General features: G+C 54.9%; 27 protein-coding genes and 1 pseudogene. 16 read left to right on the forward strand and 12 right to left on the reverse strand.

The window, feature by feature from the left end; genetic code table 11:
- Positions 1 to 263: 263 nt before the first annotated feature.
- On the forward strand, positions 264 to 2,402 hold the full coding sequence (nrdD, locus tag J8X26_RS18225) for an anaerobic ribonucleoside-triphosphate reductase (protein ID WP_152325367.1): 2,139 nt from the start codon (positions 264 to 266) through the stop codon (positions 2,400 to 2,402).
- Between the two features lie 4 nt (positions 2,403 to 2,406).
- On the forward strand, positions 2,407 to 2,871 hold the full coding sequence (gene nrdG / locus J8X26_RS18230; RefSeq protein WP_208951562.1) for an anaerobic ribonucleoside-triphosphate reductase-activating protein: 465 nt from the start codon (positions 2,407 to 2,409) through the stop codon (positions 2,869 to 2,871).
- Between the two features lie 36 nt (positions 2,872 to 2,907).
- On the opposite strand, the gene J8X26_RS18235 is transcribed toward nrdG, so the two are convergent.
- Together J8X26_RS18235 and J8X26_RS18240 are read right to left on the reverse strand one after the other, a co-directional pair.
- Positions 2,908 to 3,222, reverse strand: coding sequence for a CcdB family protein (locus tag J8X26_RS18235; RefSeq protein ID WP_165058879.1), 315 nt, complete (start codon positions 3,220 to 3,222; stop codon positions 2,908 to 2,910).
- Entirely contained in the window at positions 3,223 to 3,384 is a 162-nt protein-coding gene (locus J8X26_RS18240) for a type II toxin-antitoxin system CcdA family antitoxin (protein ID WP_165058878.1), read from the reverse strand.
- 269 nt (positions 3,385 to 3,653) lie between these two features.
- Between J8X26_RS18240 and phnF the strand changes: the two genes are divergently transcribed.
- From phnF to J8X26_RS18290, 10 genes and pseudogenes are all read left to right on the forward strand, one after another.
- The gene (gene phnF / locus J8X26_RS18245; RefSeq protein WP_152325259.1) at positions 3,654 to 4,379 is read left to right on the forward strand and encodes a phosphonate metabolism transcriptional regulator PhnF; all 726 of its coding nucleotides are present in this window, start codon (positions 3,654 to 3,656) and stop codon (positions 4,377 to 4,379) included.
- Positions 4,380 to 4,823, forward strand: coding sequence for a phosphonate C-P lyase system protein PhnG (gene phnG / locus J8X26_RS18250; protein ID WP_152325260.1), 444 nt, complete (start codon positions 4,380 to 4,382; stop codon positions 4,821 to 4,823).
- A gap of 3 nt (positions 4,824 to 4,826) precedes the next feature.
- Positions 4,827 to 5,408 (forward strand): phosphonate C-P lyase system protein PhnH, encoded by a 582-nt coding sequence (gene phnH, locus J8X26_RS18255; RefSeq protein ID WP_152325261.1) that lies wholly within the window; start codon positions 4,827 to 4,829, stop codon positions 5,406 to 5,408.
- Positions 5,408 to 6,489: pseudogene (locus J8X26_RS18260) on the forward strand (carbon-phosphorus lyase complex subunit PhnI). The gene phnH and the pseudogene J8X26_RS18260 overlap by 1 nt, the downstream one beginning before the upstream one ends.
- The gene (locus J8X26_RS18265) at positions 6,479 to 7,354 is read left to right on the forward strand and encodes an alpha-D-ribose 1-methylphosphonate 5-phosphate C-P-lyase PhnJ (RefSeq protein WP_152325263.1); all 876 of its coding nucleotides are present in this window, start codon (positions 6,479 to 6,481) and stop codon (positions 7,352 to 7,354) included. The pseudogene J8X26_RS18260 and the gene J8X26_RS18265 overlap by 11 nt, the downstream one beginning before the upstream one ends.
- The gene (phnK, locus tag J8X26_RS18270) at positions 7,354 to 8,145 is read left to right on the forward strand and encodes a phosphonate C-P lyase system protein PhnK (protein WP_152325264.1); all 792 of its coding nucleotides are present in this window, start codon (positions 7,354 to 7,356) and stop codon (positions 8,143 to 8,145) included. The genes J8X26_RS18265 and phnK overlap by 1 nt, the downstream gene beginning before the upstream one ends.
- Before the next feature lie 27 nt (positions 8,146 to 8,172).
- Positions 8,173 to 8,880, forward strand: coding sequence for a phosphonate C-P lyase system protein PhnL (phnL, locus tag J8X26_RS18275; RefSeq protein WP_152325265.1), 708 nt, complete (start codon positions 8,173 to 8,175; stop codon positions 8,878 to 8,880).
- Positions 8,877 to 10,013 carry an alpha-D-ribose 1-methylphosphonate 5-triphosphate diphosphatase gene (phnM, locus tag J8X26_RS18280; RefSeq protein WP_208951563.1) on the forward strand — a complete coding sequence of 379 codons (1,137 nt, stop codon included), beginning with the start codon at positions 8,877 to 8,879 and terminating at the stop codon, positions 10,011 to 10,013. Before phnL ends, phnM begins: the two co-directional genes overlap by 4 nt.
- Before the next feature lie 11 nt (positions 10,014 to 10,024).
- Positions 10,025 to 10,600 (forward strand): ribose 1,5-bisphosphokinase, encoded by a 576-nt coding sequence (gene phnN / locus J8X26_RS18285; protein ID WP_152325268.1) that lies wholly within the window; start codon positions 10,025 to 10,027, stop codon positions 10,598 to 10,600.
- An 8-nt stretch (positions 10,601 to 10,608) separates the two neighbouring features.
- Complete coding sequence (locus tag J8X26_RS18290) at positions 10,609 to 11,247, forward strand: DapH/DapD/GlmU-related protein (RefSeq protein ID WP_208951564.1); 639 nt, start codon at positions 10,609 to 10,611, stop codon at positions 11,245 to 11,247.
- Positions 11,248 to 11,331: 84 nt separating this feature from the next.
- Here the strand turns inward: J8X26_RS18290 and J8X26_RS18295 are convergent, their stop codons facing one another.
- The gene (locus J8X26_RS18295; protein WP_208951565.1) at positions 11,332 to 11,973 is read right to left on the reverse strand and encodes a hypothetical protein; all 642 of its coding nucleotides are present in this window, start codon (positions 11,971 to 11,973) and stop codon (positions 11,332 to 11,334) included.
- 99 nt (positions 11,974 to 12,072) lie between these two features.
- On the reverse strand, positions 12,073 to 12,525 hold the full coding sequence (locus J8X26_RS18300) for a YhbP family protein (RefSeq protein WP_208951566.1): 453 nt from the start codon (positions 12,523 to 12,525) through the stop codon (positions 12,073 to 12,075).
- Positions 12,526 to 12,638: 113 nt separating this feature from the next.
- Between J8X26_RS18300 and J8X26_RS18305 the strand changes: the two genes are divergently transcribed.
- Entirely contained in the window at positions 12,639 to 12,968 is a 330-nt protein-coding gene (locus J8X26_RS18305) for a GIY-YIG nuclease family protein (protein WP_208951567.1), read from the forward strand.
- Positions 12,969 to 13,011: 43 nt separating this feature from the next.
- Here J8X26_RS18305 and J8X26_RS18310 read toward each other — a convergent pair whose 3' ends face one another.
- On the reverse strand, positions 13,012 to 13,515 hold the full coding sequence (locus tag J8X26_RS18310) for a GNAT family N-acetyltransferase (RefSeq protein ID WP_152325275.1): 504 nt from the start codon (positions 13,513 to 13,515) through the stop codon (positions 13,012 to 13,014).
- Positions 13,509 to 14,030, reverse strand: coding sequence for an SCP2 domain-containing protein (locus J8X26_RS18315; protein WP_152325276.1), 522 nt, complete (start codon positions 14,028 to 14,030; stop codon positions 13,509 to 13,511). The genes J8X26_RS18310 and J8X26_RS18315 overlap by 7 nt, the downstream gene beginning before the upstream one ends.
- 314 nt (positions 14,031 to 14,344) lie before the next feature.
- Here J8X26_RS18315 and J8X26_RS18320 point away from each other — a divergent pair, with 314 nt between their 5' ends.
- Together J8X26_RS18320 and J8X26_RS18325 are read left to right on the forward strand one after the other, a co-directional pair.
- Complete coding sequence (locus J8X26_RS18320) at positions 14,345 to 15,340, forward strand: peptidase U32 family protein (RefSeq protein WP_152325277.1); 996 nt, start codon at positions 14,345 to 14,347, stop codon at positions 15,338 to 15,340.
- Between the two features lie 14 nt (positions 15,341 to 15,354).
- Positions 15,355 to 16,233, forward strand: a complete 879-nt coding sequence (locus tag J8X26_RS18325) for a U32 family peptidase (RefSeq protein ID WP_208951568.1) — start codon at positions 15,355 to 15,357, stop codon at positions 16,231 to 16,233.
- Between the two features lie 58 nt (positions 16,234 to 16,291).
- Here the strand turns inward: J8X26_RS18325 and J8X26_RS18330 are convergent, their stop codons facing one another.
- Genes J8X26_RS18330 through J8X26_RS18340 form a run of 3 tightly spaced genes read right to left on the reverse strand, consistent with a single transcriptional unit; the run spans position 16,292 to position 19,595 of the window.
- Positions 16,292 to 17,455, reverse strand: a complete 1,164-nt coding sequence (locus J8X26_RS18330; RefSeq protein WP_152325279.1) for an ABC transporter permease — start codon at positions 17,453 to 17,455, stop codon at positions 16,292 to 16,294.
- A complete protein-coding gene (locus J8X26_RS18335) occupies positions 17,452 to 18,624 on the reverse strand; it encodes an ABC transporter permease (RefSeq protein ID WP_208951570.1) in 1,173 nt (390 codons plus the stop codon). Before J8X26_RS18335 ends, J8X26_RS18330 begins: the two co-directional genes overlap by 4 nt.
- Complete coding sequence (locus J8X26_RS18340; RefSeq protein ID WP_152325280.1) at positions 18,621 to 19,595, reverse strand: HlyD family secretion protein; 975 nt, start codon at positions 19,593 to 19,595, stop codon at positions 18,621 to 18,623. Before J8X26_RS18340 ends, J8X26_RS18335 begins: the two co-directional genes overlap by 4 nt.
- 326 nt (positions 19,596 to 19,921) lie before the next feature.
- Here J8X26_RS18340 and J8X26_RS18345 point away from each other — a divergent pair, with 326 nt between their 5' ends.
- Positions 19,922 to 20,947 carry a luciferase-like monooxygenase gene (locus J8X26_RS18345; RefSeq protein WP_152325281.1) on the forward strand — a complete coding sequence of 342 codons (1,026 nt, stop codon included), beginning with the start codon at positions 19,922 to 19,924 and terminating at the stop codon, positions 20,945 to 20,947.
- 90 nt (positions 20,948 to 21,037) lie between these two features.
- On the opposite strand, the gene J8X26_RS18350 is transcribed toward J8X26_RS18345, so the two are convergent.
- The 3 genes from J8X26_RS18350 to nlpI form a co-directional block, all read right to left on the reverse strand.
- A complete protein-coding gene (locus tag J8X26_RS18350) occupies positions 21,038 to 22,960 on the reverse strand; it encodes a DEAD/DEAH family ATP-dependent RNA helicase (protein ID WP_152325282.1) in 1,923 nt (640 codons plus the stop codon).
- Positions 22,950 to 23,030 (reverse strand): protein YrbN, encoded by an 81-nt coding sequence (yrbN, locus tag J8X26_RS28060; protein WP_096335046.1) that lies wholly within the window; start codon positions 23,028 to 23,030, stop codon positions 22,950 to 22,952. Before yrbN ends, J8X26_RS18350 begins: the two co-directional genes overlap by 11 nt.
- 115 nt (positions 23,031 to 23,145) lie before the next feature.
- Positions 23,146 to 24,030 carry a lipoprotein NlpI gene (gene nlpI, locus J8X26_RS18360; protein ID WP_112286786.1) on the reverse strand — a complete coding sequence of 295 codons (885 nt, stop codon included), beginning with the start codon at positions 24,028 to 24,030 and terminating at the stop codon, positions 23,146 to 23,148.
- Between the last annotated feature and the right edge of the window lie 71 nt (positions 24,031 to 24,101).

Below are 24,101 nucleotides of genomic sequence, written 5' to 3' on the forward strand. Positions count from 1 at the left end.
AAAAACAGGCCAGAATTAACATTTGTTCACCTATTCTTCCGACGAAAAAATTCTTTGTTTCAGGTCAATAAAATGACAATTAACGCTCGCGCAGATCCTACATCTAGTGTGTATAGTACACACCCAACCCAATATGTAGCGATTTCTCGCATACCCCCCACAACCGGCCTGTAAGCCTTGCGGGGCGCGGGAATGAGCGTAAAAGGAGTGTCATTGTGAAGGCAGACAGACTGGAATCCGTACCCGCAAAATCCAATAACAAAATGCAACCCATCGTGATCAAGCGGGATGGTTGTCAGGTCCCTTTCGATGAAGTTCTGATTAAACAAGCCGTACAACGCGCAGCCGCTGCCGCCGGTATCGATAGCGAGGATTATTGTGCGCAGGTCGCCCGCGTCGTGGCTGAAAGTCTGCAAGATCAGACGCGCGTCGATATTCATGACATACAGGATGCGGTCGAAAATCAGCTGATGGCCGGCCCGCATAAAAAACTGGCACGCGCCTATATCGAATACCGCCACGATCGTGATGTGAAACGCGAAATGCGGGGACGCCTGAATCAGGAAATCCGCGGCCTGGTTGAACAAAGCAACATGGCGCTGCTCAACGAGAATGCCAACAAAGACAGTAAGGTGATCCCGACCCAGCGTGATCTGCTGGCGGGGATTGTCGCCAAGCATTATGCCAAACAACATATTTTGCCGCGTGATGTGGTGCTGGCGCATGAGCGCGGTGAAATCCATTACCACGATCTGGATTACTCGCCGTTCTTCCCGATGTTCAACTGTATGCTGATCGACCTCAAAGGCATGCTGAATCACGGTTTCAAAATGGGGAATGCGGAAATTGACACCCCGAAGTCCATTTCGACCGCAACCGCTGTTACCGCCCAGATTATCGCGCAGGTCGCCAGCCATATTTACGGCGGCACCACCATTAACCGTATTGATGAAGTGCTGGCTCCGTTCGTCACCGCCAGTTTTAACAAACATCGCCAGACTGCCGGAGAATGGCAGATTGCCGATGCGGATGCTTTTGCCCGTAACCGCACCGAAAAAGAATGTTATGACGCTTTTCAGTCGCTGGAATATGAAGTTAACACGCTGCACACCGCCAATGGTCAGACGCCGTTCGTTACTTTCGGTTTTGGTCTCGGCACGTCGTGGGAATCGCGCCTGATCCAGCAATCCATTCTGCGCAACCGCATTGCCGGTTTGGGTAAAAACCGCAAAACGGCGGTGTTTCCAAAACTGGTGTTTGCCATCCGCGACGGCCTGAATCATAAAGCCGGTGATGCCAACTACGACATCAAGCAACTGGCTCTGGAATGCGCCAGCAAGCGTATGTACCCGGACATCCTCAATTATGATCAGGTGGTGAAAGTCACGGGTTCGTTCAAAACGCCGATGGGCTGCCGCAGCTTCCTGGGCGTGTATGAAGAAAACGGGGAAATGATCCACGAAGGCCGCAATAACATCGGCGTGATCAGCCTGAACCTGCCACGTATTGCGCTGGAAGCGAACCGCGATGAAGCCGCATTCTGGACGCTGCTCGACGAACGTCTGCTGCTGGCCAAGAAAGCGCTGATGACCCGTATTGCGCGTCTCGAAGGCATCAAAGCCCGCGTCGCACCCATCCTGTATATGGAAGGCGCGTGCGGTGTGCGTCTGAAAGCCGACGATGATATTTCCGGCATCTTCAGGAATGGCCGCGCCTCGATTTCGCTCGGCTACATTGGCGTGCATGAAACCATTAACGCGCTGTTCGGCGACGAGACGCATGTGTTCGATGCCAGCCAGTTACGCGAAAAAGCCGAGGCGATTGTTGCCCGTCTGAAAGCCGCCACGGAAAGCTGGAAAGACGAAACCGGCTACGGCTTCAGCCTGTACAGTACGCCAAGCGAAAACCTGTGCGACCGTTTCTGCCGTCTGGATAAAGCCGAATTCGGGCTGGTGGCAGGTGTGACCGATAAAGGTTATTACACCAACAGCTTCCATCTGGACGTCGAGAAGAAGGTGAATCCTTATGAAAAACTCGACTTCGAAGCGCCGTATCCGCCACTGAGCAACGGCGGTTTTATTTGCTACGGCGAGTATCCGAACCTGCAACACAACCTGAAAGCGCTGGAAGATGTGTGGGATTACAGTTACACCCGCGTGCCGTATTACGGCACCAATACGCCGATTGATGAGTGCTACGATTGCGGCTATACCGGCGAATTCGAGTGCACCAGCAAAGGTTTCACCTGCCCGAAATGCGGCAATCACGAACCTTCACGCGTGTCAGTCACCCGCCGCGTCTGTGGCTATCTCGGCAGCCCGGATGCGCGTCCGTTTAACGCTGGCAAGCAGGAAGAAGTGAAGCGCCGGATTAAACATCTGGGTAACGGACAGCTGGGATAATGCAGTGAATTTTCATCAGTATTACCCGATAGATGTGGTCAACGGGCCGGGAACACGCTGCGTGCTGTTCGTTTCCGGCTGCGTCCATGAATGCCGCGGGTGCTATAACAAAAGCACCTGGCGGCTGGATTCCGGCAAGCCTTTTACGCAGGAAGACGAAGACCGCATCATCGCCGATCTGCAAAACACGGTGATCCCGCGTCAGGGTTTGACGCTTTCCGGCGGCGACCCGCTGCATCCGCAGAATCTGTCTGCGGTGCGTCAGCTTTTGTTACGCGTACAGGCGGAATGTCCGGGTAAAGACGTGTGGATGTGGACCGGTTATACGCTCGGTGAACTGAGTGCTGAACAGCAGGAAGTGACGGCATTGATCAACGTGCTGGTCGACGGGAAATTCGTGCAGGAACTGAAAGACCCGTCGCTCATCTGGCGCGGCAGCGGCAATCAGATGATTCATTATTTACGATAGACGCTTTTAAGAGGGGAAATCATTCCCCTCTTTTCTCTAAATTCCATTCAGCAAAAAATCAAACGCGTTTTTCACTTCATAGATTTCACCGTCGAGCTGCATGACGTGATCGCCAATTTCCCGTGGCGGGATCCCGCCGGGAATGTGTGTCATCAGCACATAATGTTTGTGCTGAACCTTGAGTAACGGGCACAGTTTTTTTGGTGGAGAGTTCGTCATCCTCGCCAGGGGAACCAGTGGCACCATGACGCTATTTCCAAAACCACTTGCTGCCGGATGGAGAACATTAAGCAGATAAGGGTAAGCCGCTTTCTTAACACCTATATTTTTATAAATAGCGTATTGCTCCATTTATAATTTCCGTGGCGGATGAGTCAGAGTCCCATGTTTTTCCACATATTTCTTTATAGCCTCAAGCCCGGCCCGGTTTTCACGTCGCCATTGCTCAACGGCTGTTTCCTGAACGGGTTGCTGCGCAGACATTTTAAAATCCCTCTTATTTTCTACTGACATAACAGTTCCTTTTACGAGTTTTAGTATAAAAAACAATCAACTAAAACAAAGTGTATTCCTTCTCACTCATTGCGTAAATAACCGCTGTTAATTCCTGCGAGACATCTTCCAACTCTTCACTTTCCTGCAACCAGACCTTCACCCAATTGTCATTTAGCACGCCCAAGATGATGCCAACGCCACACTGAGGTTTGCATCATGACCCTTTCAGACCGCTATCAATTTTCCCCTGCCACTGCCCGTTTATCCCGTGCGAGGTATTCATTGTGATGAACTTATCTAGACATCCGACCAGTCACACCACGGTTTATCAACAAATCGCTGCTGAACTGGAACAGGAACTGCGCAACGGTTACCGCTGCGGCGATTATCTGCCGCCGGAACAGCAGCTTGCCGAGCGCTTTAAGGTCAACCGCCACACGCTGCGCCGTGCGGTGGATGAGCTGGTTGATCGCGGATGGCTGCAACGCCGTCAGGGCATTGGCACGCTGGTGCTGATGCGCCCTTACGATTACCCGCTGCATTCACAGGCACGTTTCAGCCAGAACCTGCTGGATCAGGGCAGTCACCCGACCAGCGAACGTCTGCTGGCGGTGCTGCGTCCGGCGACCGATCACGTGGCGGCGGCGTTGTCCCGTCAGGAAGGCGACACCGTTATTCACCTGCGCACGCTGCGCCGCGTTAACGGTGTACCGGTCTGTGTGATTGACCACTATTTACCTGATCTCGACTGGTGGCCTGCGTTGCAAAACTTCCATAACGGCTCGCTGCACGATTTTATCCGAGAAGAGATAAAGCAAAAGCTCAGCCGCCGCACCACCCGCATCAATGCCCGCCGCGCGCTGGCAAAAGAGAGCAAATTGCTCGAAATCGTCCCGCAGGCACCGCTGCTGTGTGTCCGCACCCTGAACATTTGTGAAGGCAGCGAGTCGGTGGCGGAATATTCCGTTAGCCTGACGCGCGCCGACATGATCGAACTGACCATGGAGCACTGAATGGATCACCTGCAAACCCGCCAGCGCTGGATGTCGGTGCTAGCTCACAGCCGCCCGGATGAACTGCTCGCGCACTGGCAACCGCTGAATCTGTCTCCGCAATTTGAACGCATCCGCGCCGCCGAAACCGGCCTGACGCAACTTCAGGGTCGCATGGGCGGCACCGGAAAACGTTTTGTGATGGGCGATATGACTGTCACCCGCGCCGTCATTCAGCTGGAAGGCGGTATCTATGGCTATAGCTACGTCAGCGGACGCAATAAAGCCCACGCTGAGCTGTGCGCCGTTATCGATGGTTTATTGCAAATGCAGGGCATGGACGAACTGCTGCATAAACGCGTGATAGCCCCGCTGGCTGCACTGCAACAGGAACGTCGTCAGCAGCGCGCACGTGAAGTGGCTGCCAGTCGCGTCGATTTCTTTACTCTGGTTCGCGGAGAATAATTCATGTCACTTGTTGCCAGTTTTCAAAATCCGGTTGCCGATGCACAGTACAGCTTCCGTCGTATTCTCAAAGCATTAAGCGAACCCGGTGTCAGCGTGCAGTTGCCTGCCATGCCCGGCTTCGGGGCGTTAGGTTCCGCCAGCGCCTGCGTGCTGCTGACGCTTATCGACAGCGACACCCCTCTTTGGCTTAGCGCTTCACTCAACGATGAAATCCTGCGGAAAAATCTGCGCTTTCATACCGGCGCGGTGCTGACCGATGACCCTTCCGCTGTCAGTTTTGCCCTGGCGGATCCGGCCCTCGACAGCGCGACGTTACTGGCTTTCCCGTGCGGTGATGAAATGTCGCCGGAACTGGCGACCAGCGTGATTGTTCAGCTTGAAGCTCTGACCGGCGGCACGCCGCTGCGTCTGCGCGGGCCGGGCATTGAAAGCAGCCGCATGATCTCCCCGCAGCTGCCTGATTGTGTCCGGGATTATCTGCTCAACCGCCCTCACCGTTTCCCGCTCGGCCTGGACTTTATGTTCACCTGCGGCGAAGAACTGATTGCCGTACCGCGCACCACGCGCGTGGAGGTGTGCTGATGTACGTCGCCGTTAAAGGGGTGAGAAGGCCATTGCCGCCGCCCATCAGCTGCTGGCGCACGAACGCCGTGGCAATACGCAAGTGAATGAACTGGGCTGCGAACAGATTGAGCAACAGCTGGGTCTGGCAGTCGATCGCGTGATGAGCGAAGGCGGAATTTACGACCGCGAACTGGCTGCGCTGGCGATTAAGCAGTCCGGCGGCGATCTGGTGGAAGCCATTTTCCTGCTGCGCGCTTACCGCACAACGTTGCCACGTCTGGCAACCAGCCAGCCGCTGAACACTCAGGCGATGCGCCTTGAGCGCCGTATTTCCGCCATCTATAAGGATTTGCCGGGCGGACAGGTACTCGGCCCGACTTACGATTACACCCACCGTCTGCTGGATTTTGCACTGCTGGCCGAAGGCGAAGCGCCGTTCACGCCGATTGCCGATGAACCGCAGCCGGAGAATTGCGGCCATGTGTTTGATTTACTGGCAAATCAAAAGCTGGCAGTGCGTGAAGAAGATGATGGCGCTGAGCCGGAAGATATCACCCGCACACCGCCGGTGTTTCCGGCTTCCCGCGCGGCACGCCTGCAACAACTGGTGCGCGGTGACGAAGGTTTTCTGCTGTCGCTGAGTTATTCCACCCAGCGCGGCTACGGGCGTAATCATCCGTTCGCAGGGGAAATTCGTACCGGCTGGCTGACCGTCGAAATCGTTCCTGAAGAGCTGGGCTTTGCGATTGATATCGGCGAAATCCTGCTGACCGAATGCGAAATGGTGAACGGTTTTGTCGATCCGCAGGACAGGCCGCCGCACTTTACCCGGGGTTACGGACTGGTGTTTGGCCGCGCCGAGCGCAAGGCGATGTCGATGTCGCTGGTCGATCGTGCACTGCAAACCCGCGAATACAACGAGCAGATCAGCAGTCCGGCGCAGGATGAAGAATTTGTCCTGTCCCACGCCGATAACGTCGAAGCTGCCGGTTTTGTCTCGCATCTCAAACTGCCGCACTACGTCGATTTCCAGGCCGAACTGGAATTGCTCAAACGCCTGCGCGCCGCGAAAGAACAGGACTCCGCCAATGAACAATAATGCCGCCCGAACCCTGACGGGTTACAACCACGGTTATCTTGACGAGCAAACCAAACGCATGATCCGCCGCGGGATCCTCAAAGCCGTCGCGATCCCCGGTTATCAGGTTCCGTTCGCGGGCCGTGAAATGCCGATGCCGTACGGCTGGGGCACCGGTGGGATCCAGCTGACCGCCAGCGTAATCGGCGAAAAAGATGTGCTGAAAGTGATCGACCAGGGAGCGGATGACACCACCAATGCCGTGTCGATCCGTAAATTCTTCCAGAGCGTTGCGGGGGTGAAAACCACCGAGAAAACGGCAGATGCCAGCCTGATCCAGACCCGTCACCGCATTCCGGAAACGCCGTTGCAGGAAGATCAGATCCTGATTTTCCAGGTGCCGATCCCTGAACCGCTGCGCTTTATCGAACCACGCGAAACAGAGACCCGAAAAATGCACGCGCTGGAGGAGTATGGCGTGATGCAGGTGAAGCTTTACGAGGACATCGCACGCTTCGGGCATATCGCCACGACTTATGCCTACCCGGTAAAAGTGAATGATCGCTACGTAATGGATCCGTCGCCGATCCCGAAATTTGATAACCCGAAAATGAACATGATGCCCGCTTTACAACTGTTTGGTGCCGGACGCGAAAAACGCATTTACGCCCTGCCGCCATTCACCAAAGTCGAAAGTCTGGATTTTGACGATCATCCGTTCACCGTCCAGCAATGGGATGAACCTTGCGCGATCTGCGGTTCGCACCAAAGCTATCTTGATGAAGTGGTGCTCGACGATCAGGGTAACCGCATGTTCGTGTGCTCCGACACCGATTTTTGTGCTCAGCAGGTTGAGCAACAGGCTTCCAACGAGGTTAACCGCTGATGAACACTCCCTTAAATCTCGCCGCCGAACCGCTGCTGTCGGTGAATAACCTGACTCATCTTTATGCGCCGGGCAAAGGTTTCAGCGATGTGTCTTTCAACCTGTATCCGGGTGAAGTGCTGGGCATTGTCGGGGAATCCGGTTCGGGTAAAACCACGCTGTTGCAGTCGATTTCTGCCCGCCTCGCGCCTCAGCAAGGGCAGGTGATTTACAACAACGGGCAGGTCGGCGCGCAGTCGTTGTATGACATGGCCGAAAGCGACCGCCGTCGTCTGCTGCGCACCGACTGGGGCGTGGTGCATCAGCATCCGATGGACGGATTGCGCCGTCAGGTTTCTGCCGGTGGCAATATCGGCGAGCGCCTGATGGCAGTCGGTGAGCGACATTACGGCGATATCCGCAAGAAAGCCGGTCAGTGGCTGGAAGATGTCGAAATTCCGGTTTCGCGCATCGATGACCTGCCGACCACGTTTTCCGGCGGTATGCAGCAGCGTCTGCAAATCGCCCGCAATCTGGTGACACATCCGCGGCTGGTGTTTATGGATGAGCCGACTGGCGGCCTCGACGTTTCGGTTCAGGCGCGGTTGCTGGACTTGCTGCGCACGCTGGTGGTGGAAATGCAGCTGGCAGTGGTGATCGTCACCCATGATCTGGGTGTCGCCCGCCTGCTGGCGCACCGTCTGCTGGTGATGAAGCAAGGTCAGGTAGTGGAAAGTGGTTTAACAGACCGCGTGCTCGACGATCCGCATCATCCGTATACGCAGTTGCTCGTTTCTTCCGTGCTGTCCTAACCTAATTTCAGAGAAAGAGTGACCAAAATGACGACGAAGCTCAGGGTCGAAAATCTCAGTAAAACTTTCGTTCTGCATAACCAGAACAGCGCCAGATTACCGGTTTTCAGCAACGCCAGCCTGACAGTGAATGCCGGAGAATGCGTAGTGCTGCACGGGCATTCCGGCAGCGGAAAATCTACCCTTCTGCGCTCGCTGTACGGTAACTATCTGCCGGACAGCGGCAAAATTTGGGTGGAACACCAGGGCCAGCAGATTGATATGGTCAGCGCCGAGGCGCGTGAAATTCTGGCCGTACGCCGTCATACCGTCGGCTGGGTCAGCCAGTTTCTGCGCGTGATCCCGCGTATCAGTGCGCTGAATCTGGTGATGCAGCCGCTGCTGGAGCTGGGCGTGGATAAAGCACAAAGCGAAGCCCGTGCCAGTGCCCTGCTGCGCCATCTGAATGTGCCGGAACGTCTGTGGCATCTCGCGCCTTCCACGTTTTCCGGCGGTGAACAGCAACGCGTCAATATCGCGCGCGGTTTCGTGGTCGATTATCCGGTGCTGTTGCTCGATGAGCCGACCGCCTCGCTGGACGCCACTAACCGTGCCGCCGTCGTCACGCTGATTGAGCAGGCGAAAGCCCGCGGAGCCGCCGTGGTCGGCATTTTCCATGATGGAGATGTGCGCGAACGCGTTGCCGACAGGCTGTATGAAATGAGTCCAGAAACTGCTCCGGAGATGTCCGCATGATCATAAATAACGTCAGACTGGTCCTCGACGATCAGGTTGTTGAAGGATCGCTTGAAATGCAAGACGGCGTGATCAGCGCCTTTGCCGACAGCCGCAGTCAGCTGCCGCAGGCGCTGGATGCTCAGGGTGGCTGGCTGCTGCCGGGGTTCATCGAGCTGCATACGGATAATCTGGATAAGTTTTTCACGCCGCGCCCGAAAGTGGACTGGCCGGCGCATTCCGCCATGAGCAGCCACGACGCGCTGATGGTGGCGAGCGGGATCACCACGGTGCTTGACGCCGTGGCCGTGGGCGATGTGCGCGACGGCGGCCATCGTCTGGAGAATTTGCAAAAGATGATCGACGCCATCGTCAACAGCCAGAACGCCGGGCTGAACCGCGCTGAACACCGTCTGCATCTGCGCTGCGAACTGCCGCACGACACCACGTTGCCGCTGTTTGAAAAGCTGATGGATACGTCAGTTCTCTCGCTGGTTTCCCTGATGGATCACTCGCCGGGCCAGCGCCAGTTCGCCACTCCACAGAAATACCGCGAGTATTATCAGGGCAAATATCACATGAACGATGAGCAGATGGACGCGTATCAGGAAGAGCAAATCGCCCTGTCGCGCCGCTGGGCACAGCCAAACCGCGAAGCGATTGCCGCCCATTGCCGCGCCAGGAATATTTCGCTGGCCAGCCACGATGACGCCACGGCGGCACACGTTGAGGAATCTCTGGCGCTCGGCAGCGTGATTGCAGAATTCCCGACTACCGAAGAAGCGGCACGCGCCTCACACGCCAGCGGGCTGGCGGTACTGATGGGTGCACCGAATATCGTGCGCGGCGGTTCGCATTCGGGCAACGTCGCGGCGCATAAACTGGCATCACTGGGCCTGCTGGATATCTTGTCCTCCGACTATTATCCCGCCAGCCTGATGGACGCCGTTTTCCGCATCGCCAATGATGAAACAAATGCCTTCAGTTTGCCGCAGGCGGTGAAACTGGTAACGCGCAATCCGGCGAACGCGCTGGGCTTGCAGGATCGCGGTGAAATTGCTGAAGGCAAACGCGCCGATCTGGTTCTGGCACGTGCGCATGGCGATCATCACTATGTGCAAAACGTCTGGCGTCAGGGCATTCAGGTGTTTTAAACGGAGAGAAAATGAGTCGTTTACTTTATCTGATGGGCGCTTCAGGTTCGGGAAAGGACAGCCTTCTGGACGCGCTGCGCCAGCATTTACCGGCGGATGTCGCCGTGGCGCATCGCTACATTACGCGCCCCGCTGACGCAGGATCTGAGAATCATATTGCACTGAGCGATGCCGAATTTATTCAGCGCCGCCAGCACGGATTATTTGCGCTGGAATGGCACGCGCATCAGTGCCGGTACGGCGTGGGAATCGAAATCGACACCTGGATGCAGCTCGGTTGCCACGTGGTGGTCAACGGTTCGCGGGCGCATCTGGAGAAAGCGCAACAGCGTTACGGCCAGCGGCTGGTGCCGGTGTGTTTGCAGGTTTCAGACGAAGTGCTGGCTGCGCGTTTATTGCGGCGCGGACGCGAAGACGCCGGGCAAATTGCCTGCCGTCTGGCGCGTGCCCGTGAGTATGACAGCGCCTTGCCCGCGAGCTGCCACCGGCTGAATAACGACGGTGCGTTACAGGACACGTTACGGCATTTGCTGGCCATTCTTTCTCTGCCGGTCAGCGCCTCTTTTTATTCCGTCACTTCAACATGAGCGAGATTATGACAGACATTATTTCCCCGTTTTCTTTAGCTGAAGAACAGGATTATTCACGTCCGAAAATCGGCCAGCAGGTCGAATTGAACCGTTCGCAGCTCGGGCAATACGTGCATATTGCCGATAACGCGATCATCGAAGAAACGCAGATCGGCGATTATTCGTATACGGCGGGCAACAATCAGATCTTCTACGCGACCATCGGCAAGTTTGTGTCGATCGCCACCTATGTCCGGATCAATCCGGGTAATCACCCGACGTATCAGCGCGTTGCGCAGCATCATTTCACCTACCGCAGCTCGGTTTACGGGCTGGGTGAAGACGATCATGACTTTTTCGACTGGCGTCGTGAACATCACGTCACCGTCGGCAACGACGTGTGGATCGGCCATAACGCCGTGATTATGCCGGGCGTCAGCGTCGGGAACGGCGCGGTGATCGGGACATCGGCCGTGGTAACTAAAGACGTTGAGCCGTATTCCATCGTGGCGGGCGTGGCCGCGAAAAAGATCGGCATGCGTTTTGATGATTCAATGATCGAAAAGATCGAGAACAGCCAGTGGTGGAACTGGGATCACGAGACGCTGAAAGAGAGAATGCCGGATTTTCGAAATCTGGATGTGTTTGCGGAGAAATATCTGTAAGGATCGGGACGATCCTTGCGGGGCAAAATTCGCGTTTTTTGCTGATACCTTATCATAAGGATCCCTGTCAGCAGAGAACGCGGATTAAAGTTCTTCAATGCTGGCGGCGATTTGATCGGATTCCAGCACGGTGACGCCGCCCAGTCCTGCGTTAAACGCCTGTTCCTGCAACGCTTTGGCGACAACGTCCGAATCGATGGCTTTCCATTTTCCCGGCAACAGTTTAAACAGCGGCGCACTGAGTTGTTCAAGCAGGCGCGGCGGATGGCGTTTCCCGACCAGTAGCGACGGCCTGACCAGCGTGAGCAAAGTCCAGCCCTGGTGCATCAGCGCCTGTTCCATGTCCCCTTTCGTCCGGTTATAGAGAAATCGTGAGTGCGCATCCGCACCGTTGGCGCTGACCGCCAGACAGTGGCGCGCACCGAGTTCCTTCGCGGCTTTGGCGCAATCCACCACCAGATCGTAATCTACAGCGCGAAACGCTTCCGCGCTGCCCGCCTGTTTACGCGTGGTGCCAAGGCAGCAGAACAGCAGGTCGATCGGCTCATCCAGCGCGACCACCAGCGACGTGAGATTCGCCCCGAGCGGGTTGATCAGTTTATTACCCGGCGGCAGCGGGCGGCGGCTCGGCGCAACAATCCGGCTAACGCGCGGATCCAGCTGCAACAGACGCAAAAGCTCACGCCCAATCAGACCACTTCCGCCCAGAAGAAGAACTTTTGCCATATCACTTCCTTTTAAAAAACGGCCTTTACATGGAATTTCAGAAACAGATAAGTTCAAGTGTTACCCGATTGTAAATTCCCCGCTATAAGACAGTTCCTGTTACTCAGGCTTATCAGAAAGCGCGCGATCCCACAGCAGCTTTTTGCCAAATCCCAGGGCGTTATCCGTCATCTTGATGCTGTTAAGTTTCAGCGCCCAGACCGGCGCTTTCATGGCGATCGCCACCGGGAAGTGTTTGCAGTACAGACGGCGCGCATGGCTCTCTTCTTCACCGGAAAGGATCGTCGCCTCACCGCGATACTGAATGCCTTTTATCAGCGCAATGGTTTTCGGATGCGGCGCGATCGTGCCCACCACCTGCGGCGATTTTGCCATCAGCGTGCCGTGCAACGTTTTCAGTTCGGTCATGAAGTATAAAGACAGGGTTTCAGCATCGGTGACGTAAAAGCAATTAGCGCTCCACATCTCGCCGTCGGCGGCGGCACACAGCGCCAGCACATGATTTTTGGTCAGGAATTTAAGAATGTGTTTCAGGTCGTCGGGGTTATTCATCGGAGGATCCTTGTCGTCTTTACCGCAGTGTACCGTGACACACCGATGTTTTACGTCATTCTGCCGTGCGGTTCAGGTAAACTTACGCAAACTTTTCCAAATACGATGCGTCTATGTCCACTTCTCCCGTCTGGTTTTTATACATGTTGAGAACGCCCACCGGCATGCTTTATACCGGCATCACAACCGACGTGACGCGGCGTCTTGCACGGCATCAGACCGGTAAAGGGGCGAAAGCATTACGCGGAAAAGGCGCACTGGAGCTGGTGTTCCACTGCGTGGCGGGGGATCGTTCTCTGGCCTCAAAGCTGGAAATACGGGTGAAAAAGCTGAGTAAGCCTCAGAAGGAATTGCTGGTGAAATCCGCACCGGTATCCCTGCAACGTTATTTTGGATTGCCGGATAGCGGGAGTCAGGAACACAAGGCGCGGGAAGAAAACTAACGGGCCTGAAATCAGACCCGTTAGAAGTCAGACCCGCTGAAAATCAGAACCGGTCAAACGGCGGGGAGAATTCCACCTGCCCGCTGGCGTCGATGAGGGCATCGTCGGACAAGGTGAAGAGCTGGAATGCCGCTTCGGTGTCCGGCCAGCGGCACTGCAAATTATGAACTGCCGCTGGTTTAAAACCAAAACGCCCGTAATACGCCGGGTCGCCAAGCACCACGACGGCGGCGTAGCCAAATTCGTTCAGGGAATCGAGCCCTTCGTACACCAGCTTTTCGCCCAATCCCTGACGACGCAAAGACTCGTCAACCGCCAGCGGTGCCAGCGCGACCCAGTTGCGATCTTCGCCCTGAATATCAACCGGGCTGAAGGCGACATAACCGACCACGCCACCTTCGTCATCGGTGGCAACAACGCCCAGCGTCAGCAGGCCGTCTTCGCGCAATTGCTGCACCAGGTCGGCTTCGGCACCACCGGGAAACGCGCGGCGCAACAGACGGTCAATGCCCGCGGCATCTACCGGAATTTCAGTGCGAATTAGCATGGCTCAGCTACCGGAGCTTTCGGCTCACGGTCCTCTTGCAGTCCCGCTTCGACAAAATCGGCCAGGCGCAGCAGCCCATTTTTCAGCAGCAGCGGCATAGTATCGAGATCGATAGAATCCATCAGATTCTTCACGTACAGACCGAGTTCCGTGTCACCCTCAATACGCAGACGACGTTGGAAGAACAGCGTATCCGGATCTTCTTTGCGCGCAGCAATCAAAATCAGATCGTTGGCGTTACCACTAAAGCTGACATCCGCGTCGCCTTTTTCTGCAACGATCAACTTGCCTTCGTCCACTGACATCAGCCAGCTCAGGCTGAGATCGCTGACGTCAATTTTCAGCCAGCGGCCTTCGAGGAAATCTAGTTCGCCATCGGCCAGCGCCTGACGAAGCTGCCCGCTCAGTACCTGTTGCAAGACCTGACGCTGTAGCGCAAAAGGCGTGAATTTCAAAGGCACACTCAACAGGGATGGTCCCTGACGAACCAAACGTGCACGTAGTTTTTGCAACACTGGCACTACTCCTTTCGGTAACATTTTCGGCAATTTATTGGCAACTATTTGTACTATTTTGCCACATCGCCCGTAACGTTCAGCGGTCTACATCAATAAATACTGCAACAGAAAAACCTCCCGTACAACCTCCCCGACGGTTGCTGCGCCTTCAACACCCCAGAAACTGCCTCAAATCAAAATATTGCATCTATAGCTTCTCTAAAATAGTTCGCCAATCAAAGCCCTGACTGATGAATGAATAACGTCGGCAACTGGCTTTTCATCACCCACAACCCTTTCGCCACGGCGTGCGGTTGCAGTAAGGAACGAGAATGGAGCTACTTTGCCCGGCAGGGAATTTACCTGCGCTAAAAGCGGCCATCGATAACGGTGCTGATGCGGTATATATCGGCCTGAAAGATGACACCAATGCACGCCACTTTGCAGGCCTGAACTTCACGGAGAAGAAATTGCAGGAGGCGGCAAATTACGTTCACCGCCACCGCCGTAAGTTGCATATCGCCATCAATACATTTGCGCACCCTGACGGCTATCAGCGCTGGGAACGCGCCGTGGATATGGCCGCGCAGCTCGGTGCCGATGCGCTGATCCTCGCCGATATTGCCATGCTGGATTACGCCGCAACGAAATATCCGCACGTCGAGCGCCACGTCTCCGTTCAGGCTTCCGCCACCAACGACGAAGCAATCCGTTTCTACAAAAACAATTTTGACGTCGCCCGCGTGGTGCTGCCGCGCGTGCTTTCGATGCATCAGGTACGCCAGTTGTCTCGCACCACCGTCGTGCCGCTGGAAGTATTCGCGTTCGGCAGCCTGTGCATTATGGCCGAGGGCCGCTGTTACCTTTCTTCCTATCTCACCGGCGAATCGCCCAATACCGTGGGTGCCTGTTCTCCGGCGCGTTTTGTGCGCTGGCAACAAACCGCACAGGGCATGGAATCACGGCTGAATGATGTGCTGATTGACCGCTATGACGAAGGCGAAAACGCCGGTTATCCGACGCTGTGCAAAGGCCGGTATCTGGTGGATGGCGCGAAATACCACGCGCTGGAAGAACCGACCAGCCTGAATACGCTGGAATTACTGCCAGAGCTGTTCGCCGCCAATATTGCTTCGGTGAAAATCGAAGGGCGCCAGCGCAGCCCGGCGTATGTCAGCCAGGTGGCACGCGTGTGGCGCATGGCCATAGACCGCTGCATGGCCGATCCGCAAAACTACAAAACCGACGAAGCCTGGATGAAAGCGCTGGGCGCGATGTCTGAGGGTACGCAAACGACGCTCGGTGCCTATCACCGTAAATGGCAGTAATTAAAGAGATCATCATGAAATATTCACTAGGAGCCATCCTTTATTACTGGCCAAAAGCGCAGGTTGAAGACTTTTATCAGGCAGCGGCAAACAGCAGCGCCGACATCATTTACCTCGGCGAGAATGTGTGTACCAAACGGCGCGAAATGAAGGTCAGTGACTGGATGGATGTCGCCCGTGAACTGGCGTCAGCCGGAAAGCAGGTGGTGATTTCCACACTGGCGTTGTTGCAGGCACCGTCCGAACTTAATGAGCTGAAACGCCACGTCGAGAACGGTGAGTTCCTGCTGGAAGCCAACGATTTTGGCGCGGTCAATATGGCGTCTGAGCGCAGGCTCCCGTTTGTCGTCGGCCACGCGCTGAACTGCTACAACGCCGTCACGCTGAAACTGCTGCAAAAACAGGGGATGGTGCGCTGGTGTATGCCGGTTGAGCTTTCCCGCGACTGGCTGGTGAATCTGCTGAATCAGTGCCAGGAGCTGGGCATCCGGGATAAGTTCGAAGTGGAAGTGCTGTCTTACGGGCATCTGCCACTGGCCTATTCCGCGCGCTGTTTCACGGCTCGTTCTGAAAACCGTGGGAAAGATGAATGCGAAACCTGCTGCATCAATTATCCGCAGGGCCGGAAAATGCTGTCGCAGGAAAATCAGCAGGTGTTTATCCTCAACGGCATCCAGACACAAAGTGGCTATTGCTACAATCTTGGCAATGAACTGACGTCGATGCAGGGGCTGGTTGATATCGTGCGGCTGTCGCCGGAAACTCACGAGACGCTTTCCACTCTCGAGGAATTCCGCGCCAATGAACGGGGTTTGCATCCGTTAATGCTGACAGACAAAGCCGACTGCAACGGTTACTGGCAGCGCATTGCCGGGCTGGAACTGCGTCGCTGAGCGCTAAAATGACACCATGAAAAAGGGATATTACTTTTCGGTAATATCCCTTTTTTGATCAGACGCCTTTGCGCCGCGGCCTGAAAATCGCCCGCAGACGCACACCGTCGCGCAGCATCCCCACGGCGATACCAATGAACGTATAAAACGCGCATAAAAGCAGAAGCATCAGGATGTCGCCGCCAACATCTTTAAACGGCAGCCCCATCTGATTTACCCCCGCAATCGCTTTGGTCGCCCAGGTCGAGGGCAGCATCGAAGATACCGCCCTGACCCACGCGGGCATCGCCTGCAACGGCCAGATGGTGCCGGAAATGTAAAAGACCGGCGTCGTCACAAAGGCCAGCGTCAGGTAAATCAGTTCCACGCTGCGCAGGCATTCCGTGACCAGTTTGCCTAATCCGAGCACGGCCAGTAAAAACGGGAAAGTCAGCAGCAGAATTTCAGGAATGCTGGCCGTCTGCCGGTATCCCAACACCCAAGGCCACAGCACGAACAGGACAATCGACAGGAATAACCAGACCGGGATCAACGCTGAAATCCCGCCAAGAAAGGCCGGTATCGCCGGTTTTCCGGAAGGCCCGCTGTTGAGCACAATGCTGACACGCACGCTGGCGATCAGCAGTGAGTGCTGCAATAACATGACCAAAAGACCGGGAAAGATAATCGCCGCGAAGCTGATGCCGGGGTTAAAGACATCCAGCGACTGCCCGATTATCGGCGACAACACCACGCTGGCCTGCCGCTCGCTGAAGCCGTTGCTGAGCAGTAAATCCGTGTTGTATTGCGTGAGGATCGCCTGATACGCCGCCAGCACATCCTGCTGGATCTGCCCGTTCGCCAGCCGGTTAGTAGCATCGCCGTACACCGGGATCACAATGTTTTGCCCGGCGAGGATCTTCTTCTCAAGATCCACCGGCATGATGATCACCGCGAACAATTTACGCAACGCCAGATCGCGTTCGGCATCGGCGAGATTATCGTAGTGGTTAGTTTCAACTTTCGACGTGGCATCCAGCTGACGGGTCAGCATGCGGCTGGCGGTGCTGTGATCCTGATCGATAACGGCGACTGGCAGATCCCAGACTGTGCGGTTAGCGTAAACCAGGCTCATCACACATAGCGAAAGCAGCAACATCATCCACATCGGTTTATCAAGCAAACCGGTAAGCACTTTGCTGAAGGTTCCCCACCAGGTTTTGAACCACTCGCGACGGGTCATTGTCCTGGCTCCTGTTGTTTCATGCGCATATACAGACGCCTGCGCACCAGCACACCGGTTAGCAACGGATAAATCAGCAGAATGCAGCACACCATCAGAATGCCGCGCAGCGATACCTGACGCAGGAAAACATCAAACATTGCCGCCAGCGCGTAACTCAGGGGTTCGATGCCGGAAATAATACGCGCCGGCAGCGGCATTGATAACACCGGAACGGCCATCCCGGAGAAGGTGAGCGCAATACTGACGAAAATCCCCATCATGGTATAAGCGGTGATGGTCGTTTTCGTGAAGGTAAATAACAGCAGCCCCAGGCTTTGCGCGGCAATCACATAAAAGAAGCCGATCACCAGCATATACAACGGATTACCGCTCACCCGTGCGTCGAAAAAGCCCACGAGCATGGCGATTTCCACCATCAGCAAGGTGGTGAAACACAGCGTGTACGGCGCGAGTTTCCCGAGCAGCGCGAGTGTAAATGACGGCGCACTGAGCAGCGCCTGACTGCGCGCCATCACGTAAATCATGCAGGTGACGGTGAAAAGTTGCAGAAGGTGGATGGTGGCGGCAAATTGCTGATAATAAATGTAGCTGCCGCTGGCGTTGAAAAGGCTACCGTACGAGAGATCGACGCTGGCCAGTGACGGTAACGTTTTGCCGATTTCTGTCGCGATAATCGACCGGTAGCTGGTGTTCAGCTCAGTGATAAGCCCGCTGAAATCTTGCGTGGAATATAACCCGGCACCGTAAAACAGAGCGTTGTAATACAGGACCGCGCTCGGCTGTTTACCGGCCAGTACGTCCGCTTCGAAGTTCACCGGAATATACAATAATGCGTAATCCTGCGCGGTTCGCAGACGGTATTCCGCTTCCGGCAATCCGCCTTCAAAGGCCTGAACGTGCGCATGAGAACCTGCGTCGAGTTTACGGGTCAGCGTTTTGGATAGCGTGCTGTGATCGTTATCCACCACCGAAACGGGCAAATCCAGCAAGGTGCCTTCGGAGAAGTTGCTGCTGATCAGGCCAAACAGAAGTAAAGGGAAAATCCAGCACAGCCAGTGGATCACCGGCTTACGAAAGGCGTAATTTGCCTCGCGGGTAAAAGCACGACTGAAACAGCGCCATGCGGCTTTTATCCTTTCACTGCGCGGCGCTTTGACCGGCTTCACTTCGCCTTCCACTGCCAAAGTGCGCTCATGCCCTGACGTAATCCGGGAACCGGTTTGGCAGGATAAAGGCGCACTTCAAAGGTTTTTAAATCGAAGTCACCGGTCGCGCGCGTTGCACGTTTGGTGGCGTAATCACCGAGCGGCGCGATATAACGCACTTCGGCTTCAATCATTTCATTATTCAGCGCAGGCACGCGCATCTGCACTTTGTCGCCTTTGCGCACGCCCGCCAGAATGTCTTCACGCAGGTTAAAAACGAAATAGGCATCAGGCAGACGGACTAACGTCAGCAACGGGCTGGACGCACTTTGCAGCTCGCCAACTTCCACCGGGATCGGCCCGACTTCGCCGTCTACAGGCGCTTTCACCTGTAAATCATCGGTCTGAGCTTTCACTTCCAGTAAATCTTCTTCCGCCTGACGCAGCTGCGCGGCGTAGCTCTCGCGTTGTTCCACGCGGTCGCCGTTGATGCCTTCATCAAGATTGGCTTTAGCAACGAGAACTTGTGCATACGCGCTGTCACGCGCGCGGCGGGAATCTTCTAAGTCGGAGGCGGAGATAAAGCCTTTCCCGGCGATTTTCGCATTGCGGTTGTATTCATCGCGGGCGTTGACGTATTCGGCCTGAGATTGCGCCAGTGTCGCTTTCAGGTTGCGGATGCTTTCTTCACGCGTCCCGTTAACAGAAAGTTCGAGCTGGGCTTTGGCCTGATCGCGTGCGGCTTCCAGCGCCCGGAGCTGCGCCATCATTTCCGGGCTGTCGAGGGTAATCAGCAACTGGCCCGCTTTTACGTCATCGCCACGTTCGACGTGACGTTCAATCACGCGGCCTTTGGCTTTCGACGCGACAATGACTTCAGGCGCATCGACTTCGCCCTGAAGCAGGAGATCTTCGTTATGCGCACGAAATAAAACAGCCAAAGAAACCGCAACCGCCACCAGCAGCAGGGTTAATAACATTCGTTTACTCATTGATACCACGTCCTTTTTGTTCGCCTGAATTATTTACCGGCATTGGTTTTCCCTTCCATCATTTTCCCTGCCTGCTTTCGTAGCCTTTTCAGGCGCATTTTTTACTTCAATGAAATCATAGCGGGATGAGCAGAGACTTTTTAACACAAAACAACATATTGGCTAAAATTATAGTTTAGGCGACTCCAATCTATTTTAAGCATGTTTAAACGGAAATTAAGGGCACAAATGCCGTATTCAATGAACACGTAATGGGTAATACTCGGTTTAATTATGAGCGGAATGCACCCTTTCCCCTCCTCTTCATCAACGAGTGAGCCGTGATTATGTCTGATAAAAACACCGTTCCCCTTTCCGTGCTCGATCTGGCACCCGTCCCGCAAGGTGCTGATCCGGCGAAGGCTTTTCAATGTTCTCTGAGTCTGGCGCAAAACGCCGAGAAATGGGGCTATCAGCGCTACTGGATGGCAGAACACCACAACATGACCGGCATCGCGAGCGCAGCGACGTCCGTTTTACTGGGTTATATTGCGGGCGGGACGAAAACAATACGCGTGGGTTCCGGTGGCGTGATGCTGCCAAACCATTCGCCCTTGGTGATTGCTGAACAATTCGGAACGCTGGCGACGCTGTATCCGAACCGTGTCGATCTCGGCCTGGGCCGCGCACCGGGAACCGATCAGCGCACGATGATTGCGCTGCGCCGTCATCTTTCCGGGGAGATTGATAATTTCCCGCAGGATGTTCAGGAATTGCAGATGTATTTCGGCGACGTTCAGCCGCAGCAGGCCGTTCAGGCCGTGCCGGGACAAGGTTTGCATGTGCCAATCTGGCTGCTGGGTTCCAGCCTGTACAGCGCGCAACTGGCGGCGGCGTTAGGCCTGCCATTTGCCTTCGCCTCACATTTTGCCCCAGACATGCTCTATCAGGCACTGGCGATTTATCGCAGCAAATTCCAGCCTTCCGCGCAGCTCGAAAAGCCGCACGCGATGGTGTGCATCAACGCGATTGCGGCCGATACCGATGAAGAGGCGCGCCGGATGTTTACCTCCAATCAGCAGCAGTTCATTAATCTGCGCCGCGGGATGCCGGGTAAACTCCCTGCGCCGGTCGATAACATTGAAAGCCTGTGGTCAGCACAGGAACGCTTTGGCGTCGACAACGCACTGCGCATGTCAGTGGTCGGTAATAAAGAGACGGTGCGTCAGGGGCTGCAAAATATTCTGCGTGAAACTGAGGCCGATGAGCTGATGATCAACGGTCAGATTTTTGATCACCAGGCGCGTCTGCATTCGTTCGAGATTGTTTCTCAGCTTCAGGGGGATTTGGTGAAAGAACAGCGCATCGGATAAACGTTGCGGTAAATGGCAGACGAAAAAAAACCAGCCTGTTAAAAGGCTGGTTTTTTATTATCTGAAATTCAGCGAACTGAAATCAGAATATTATGCGTCGGTAGTACGACGTGGTGCGCGGCTTGGCGGACGACGGTCGCCAGCGGCTGAAGAACCTTCACGACGGTCGCCGTTGAAAGAACGTGGAGCACCGTTACCACGGCCACCTTCACGACGTTCGCCATTGAACGGACGCGGAGCACCGTTACCACGACGCTCACCACCAGCACCTGCCGGACGGTCGCGACGCGGAGCTTGTGGCTGCGCATCACCGATCAACTGCATGTTCATCGGTTTGTTCAGGATACGGGTACGGGTGAAGTGAGACAGAATCTCGCCCGGCATCCCCTTCGGCAACTCGATAGTAGAGTGCGTACCGAACAGTTTGATGTTACCGATGTAACGGCTGCTGATATCGCCTTCGTTAGCGATAGCGCCAACGATGTGACGAACTTCAACACCATCATCGCGGCCCACTTCGATACGATACAGTTCCATATCGCCAGCATCACGACGCTCACGACGTGGGCTGTCGCCATCACGTGCAGGGCGGTCGCTGTTACGCGCCGGGCGGTCACGACGATCGCCACGGTCACCGCGGTCGCCACGATCTTCGAATTCGCGACGTGGTGGACGGCTTTTGAACGGCTGATCAGCAGGAACGATCAGAGGGCGTTCGCCCTGTGCCATTTTCAGCAGTGCAGCGGCCAGCGTTTCGATGTCCAGCTCTTCTGCAGGTTGCAGTTTTGCCAGCAAGCCACGGTATTGATCCAGATCGCTGCTTTCCAGTTGCTGTTGAACTTTGGCTGCGAATTTAGCCAGGCGACGTTCGCCCAGCACTTCTGCAGTTGGGATTTCAACTTCTGGAATGGTCAGCTTCATGGTGCGTTCAATGTTACGCAGCAGGCGACGCTCACGGTTCTCAACGAACAGCAATGCGCGACCTGCACGGCCAGCACGACCGGTACGACCGATACGGTGAACGTAAGATTCTGAATCCATCGGGATGTCGTAGTTAACAACCAGGCTGATACGTTCTACGTCGAGACCACGTGCTGCCACGTCGGTTGCGATCAGAATATCCAGACGGCCATCCTTCAGACGTTCCAGAGTCTGCTCACGCAGGGCCTGGTTCATGTCACCGTTCAGTGCAGCGCTGCTGTAGCCGCTACGTTCCAGTGCTTCTGCCACTTCCAGCGTTGCGTTTTTGGTACGAACGAAGATGATCGCCGCATCAAAATCTTCTGCTTCCAGGAAACGAACCAGCGCTTCGTTTTTACGCAGGCCGTATACAGACCAGTAGCTCTGGCTGATGTCTGGACGCGTTGTCACGCTTGACTGGATGCGCACTTCCTGAGGCTCTTTCATGAAGCGACGGGTAATGCGACGGATAGCTTCTGGCATGGTTGCAGAGAACAACGCGGTCTGATGTTCAGCCGGGATCTGCGCCATGATAGTTTCGACGTCTTCGATGAAGCCCATACGCAGCATTTCATCAGCTTCGTCCAGCACCAGGCCGCTCAGGTTAGAGAGGTTCAGGGTGCCGCGTTTCAGGTGATCCAGCAGACGGCCCGGGGTACCGACAACAACTTGTGGTCCCTGACGCAGTGCGCGCAGCTGAACGTCATAGCGCTGGCCGCCGTAAAGGGCAACCACATTCACGCCATGCATGTGTTTAGAGAAATCAGTCATTGCTTCAGCAACCTGAACCGCCAGTTCGCGGGTTGGTGCCAGAACAAGAATTTGTGGTGCTTTCAGAGAAGCATCAATGTTGTGCAGCAAAGGTAAAGAGAATGCTGCTGTTTTACCGGAACCTGTCTGAGCCATGCCCAGAACGTCGCGGCCATTTAACAGGTGAGGAATACACTCAGCCTGGATTGGTGAAGGTTTTTCGTAGCCCAAATCAGTCAGGGCAGAAATGATCGGAGCAGACAGCCCCAGGTCAGCAAAAGAGGTTTCAAGCTCAGTAGTCATGTACACGTGCCTCATTAATAATGGCAGCCAGTCTACATAACTCGTCGAGAAAATTTTCAGTCATTTTCATTGAAAAGTGTGAACCGGCTCAAATTAGATTATAAAACGAACAAAGCAACCCTCGCCCGTTAAGGCGCTTAAAAATGGCAGATACCATGATTAAAAAGGCTGATTGGTGTCGTCAGCTATTGCTGGTCCGATTCTGATAGGTCGTCTTGCTCATGGCCCAAAAGCGCCAATTCCAACAATGCATAGCGGTGCTCAACGAAGTTATGGACGTTGTTAGCTACCGTCAGTTTGAACAGTGCCGCGGCGCTGTTCTTGTCCCCCAGACTTAGGTAATGCTTACCTAAATAGAAGTCAGTTTCACTGAGATGCTCAGCGAGCGAAGTGTTATCCGTTGCTTCTGCCTTGAGGCGTTCCATCAGCGTAGATTCGCTGATTTTGCCCAGGTAGAATTCGACGATATTCCATCCCCATTGCCCTCTGTCCGCTTTGTCATAACGCTCCTGGAGCGCTACTTCGGCATTCTTCGGATTGATTTCTCGCTCCGCAAGATAAAGCCATAACGAACGGAAGGGATCATTTGGATCGTCTCGATAAAACGCCTGCAGATCATCCTGCGCTAACGAGAATCGGCCACCGTAATACAGTGCGATACCTCGGTTCAAACGCGCGTAGTTGTAAGTTGGATCAAGCTCTAGTACAGAATCAAACGCTTCATAGGCAGCATCGAAATTGCCTGCCTGCGTTAGGTAAATCCCCAGGTAGTTAAAAACTTCTGGCATATCAGGACGAATAGACAGCGCTTGTGAAAAATCATTTCGCGCCAGTGCTCTTAGCCCGAGACTATCATACAGCACACCGCGCTCATATAATAGCTGTGCTCTCTCATCGTCAGTCAATGACCGGCTGGCAAGTATTTGTTCCATGCGTGCCAGAATGACTTCCTGCTGCAACGTCGGCTGCAACGGAATCGCCAGAACTTCATTTTTACGCCAATCATGGTTGCTGCATCCTGCCAACATAAGTGCTGTCGCAACATAACACCAGCGCAAGAAAGGCTTCATTTCTACTCCCGGAGACAAACATTGGATGAACATCCTGTCATCCGCTTGCTTAACACAAACGCATCCTACGT

Source organism: Rahnella sp. ChDrAdgB13 (assembly GCF_017655185.1).
GTDB classification, from domain to species: Bacteria; Pseudomonadota; Gammaproteobacteria; order Enterobacterales; family Enterobacteriaceae; genus Rahnella; species Rahnella contaminans.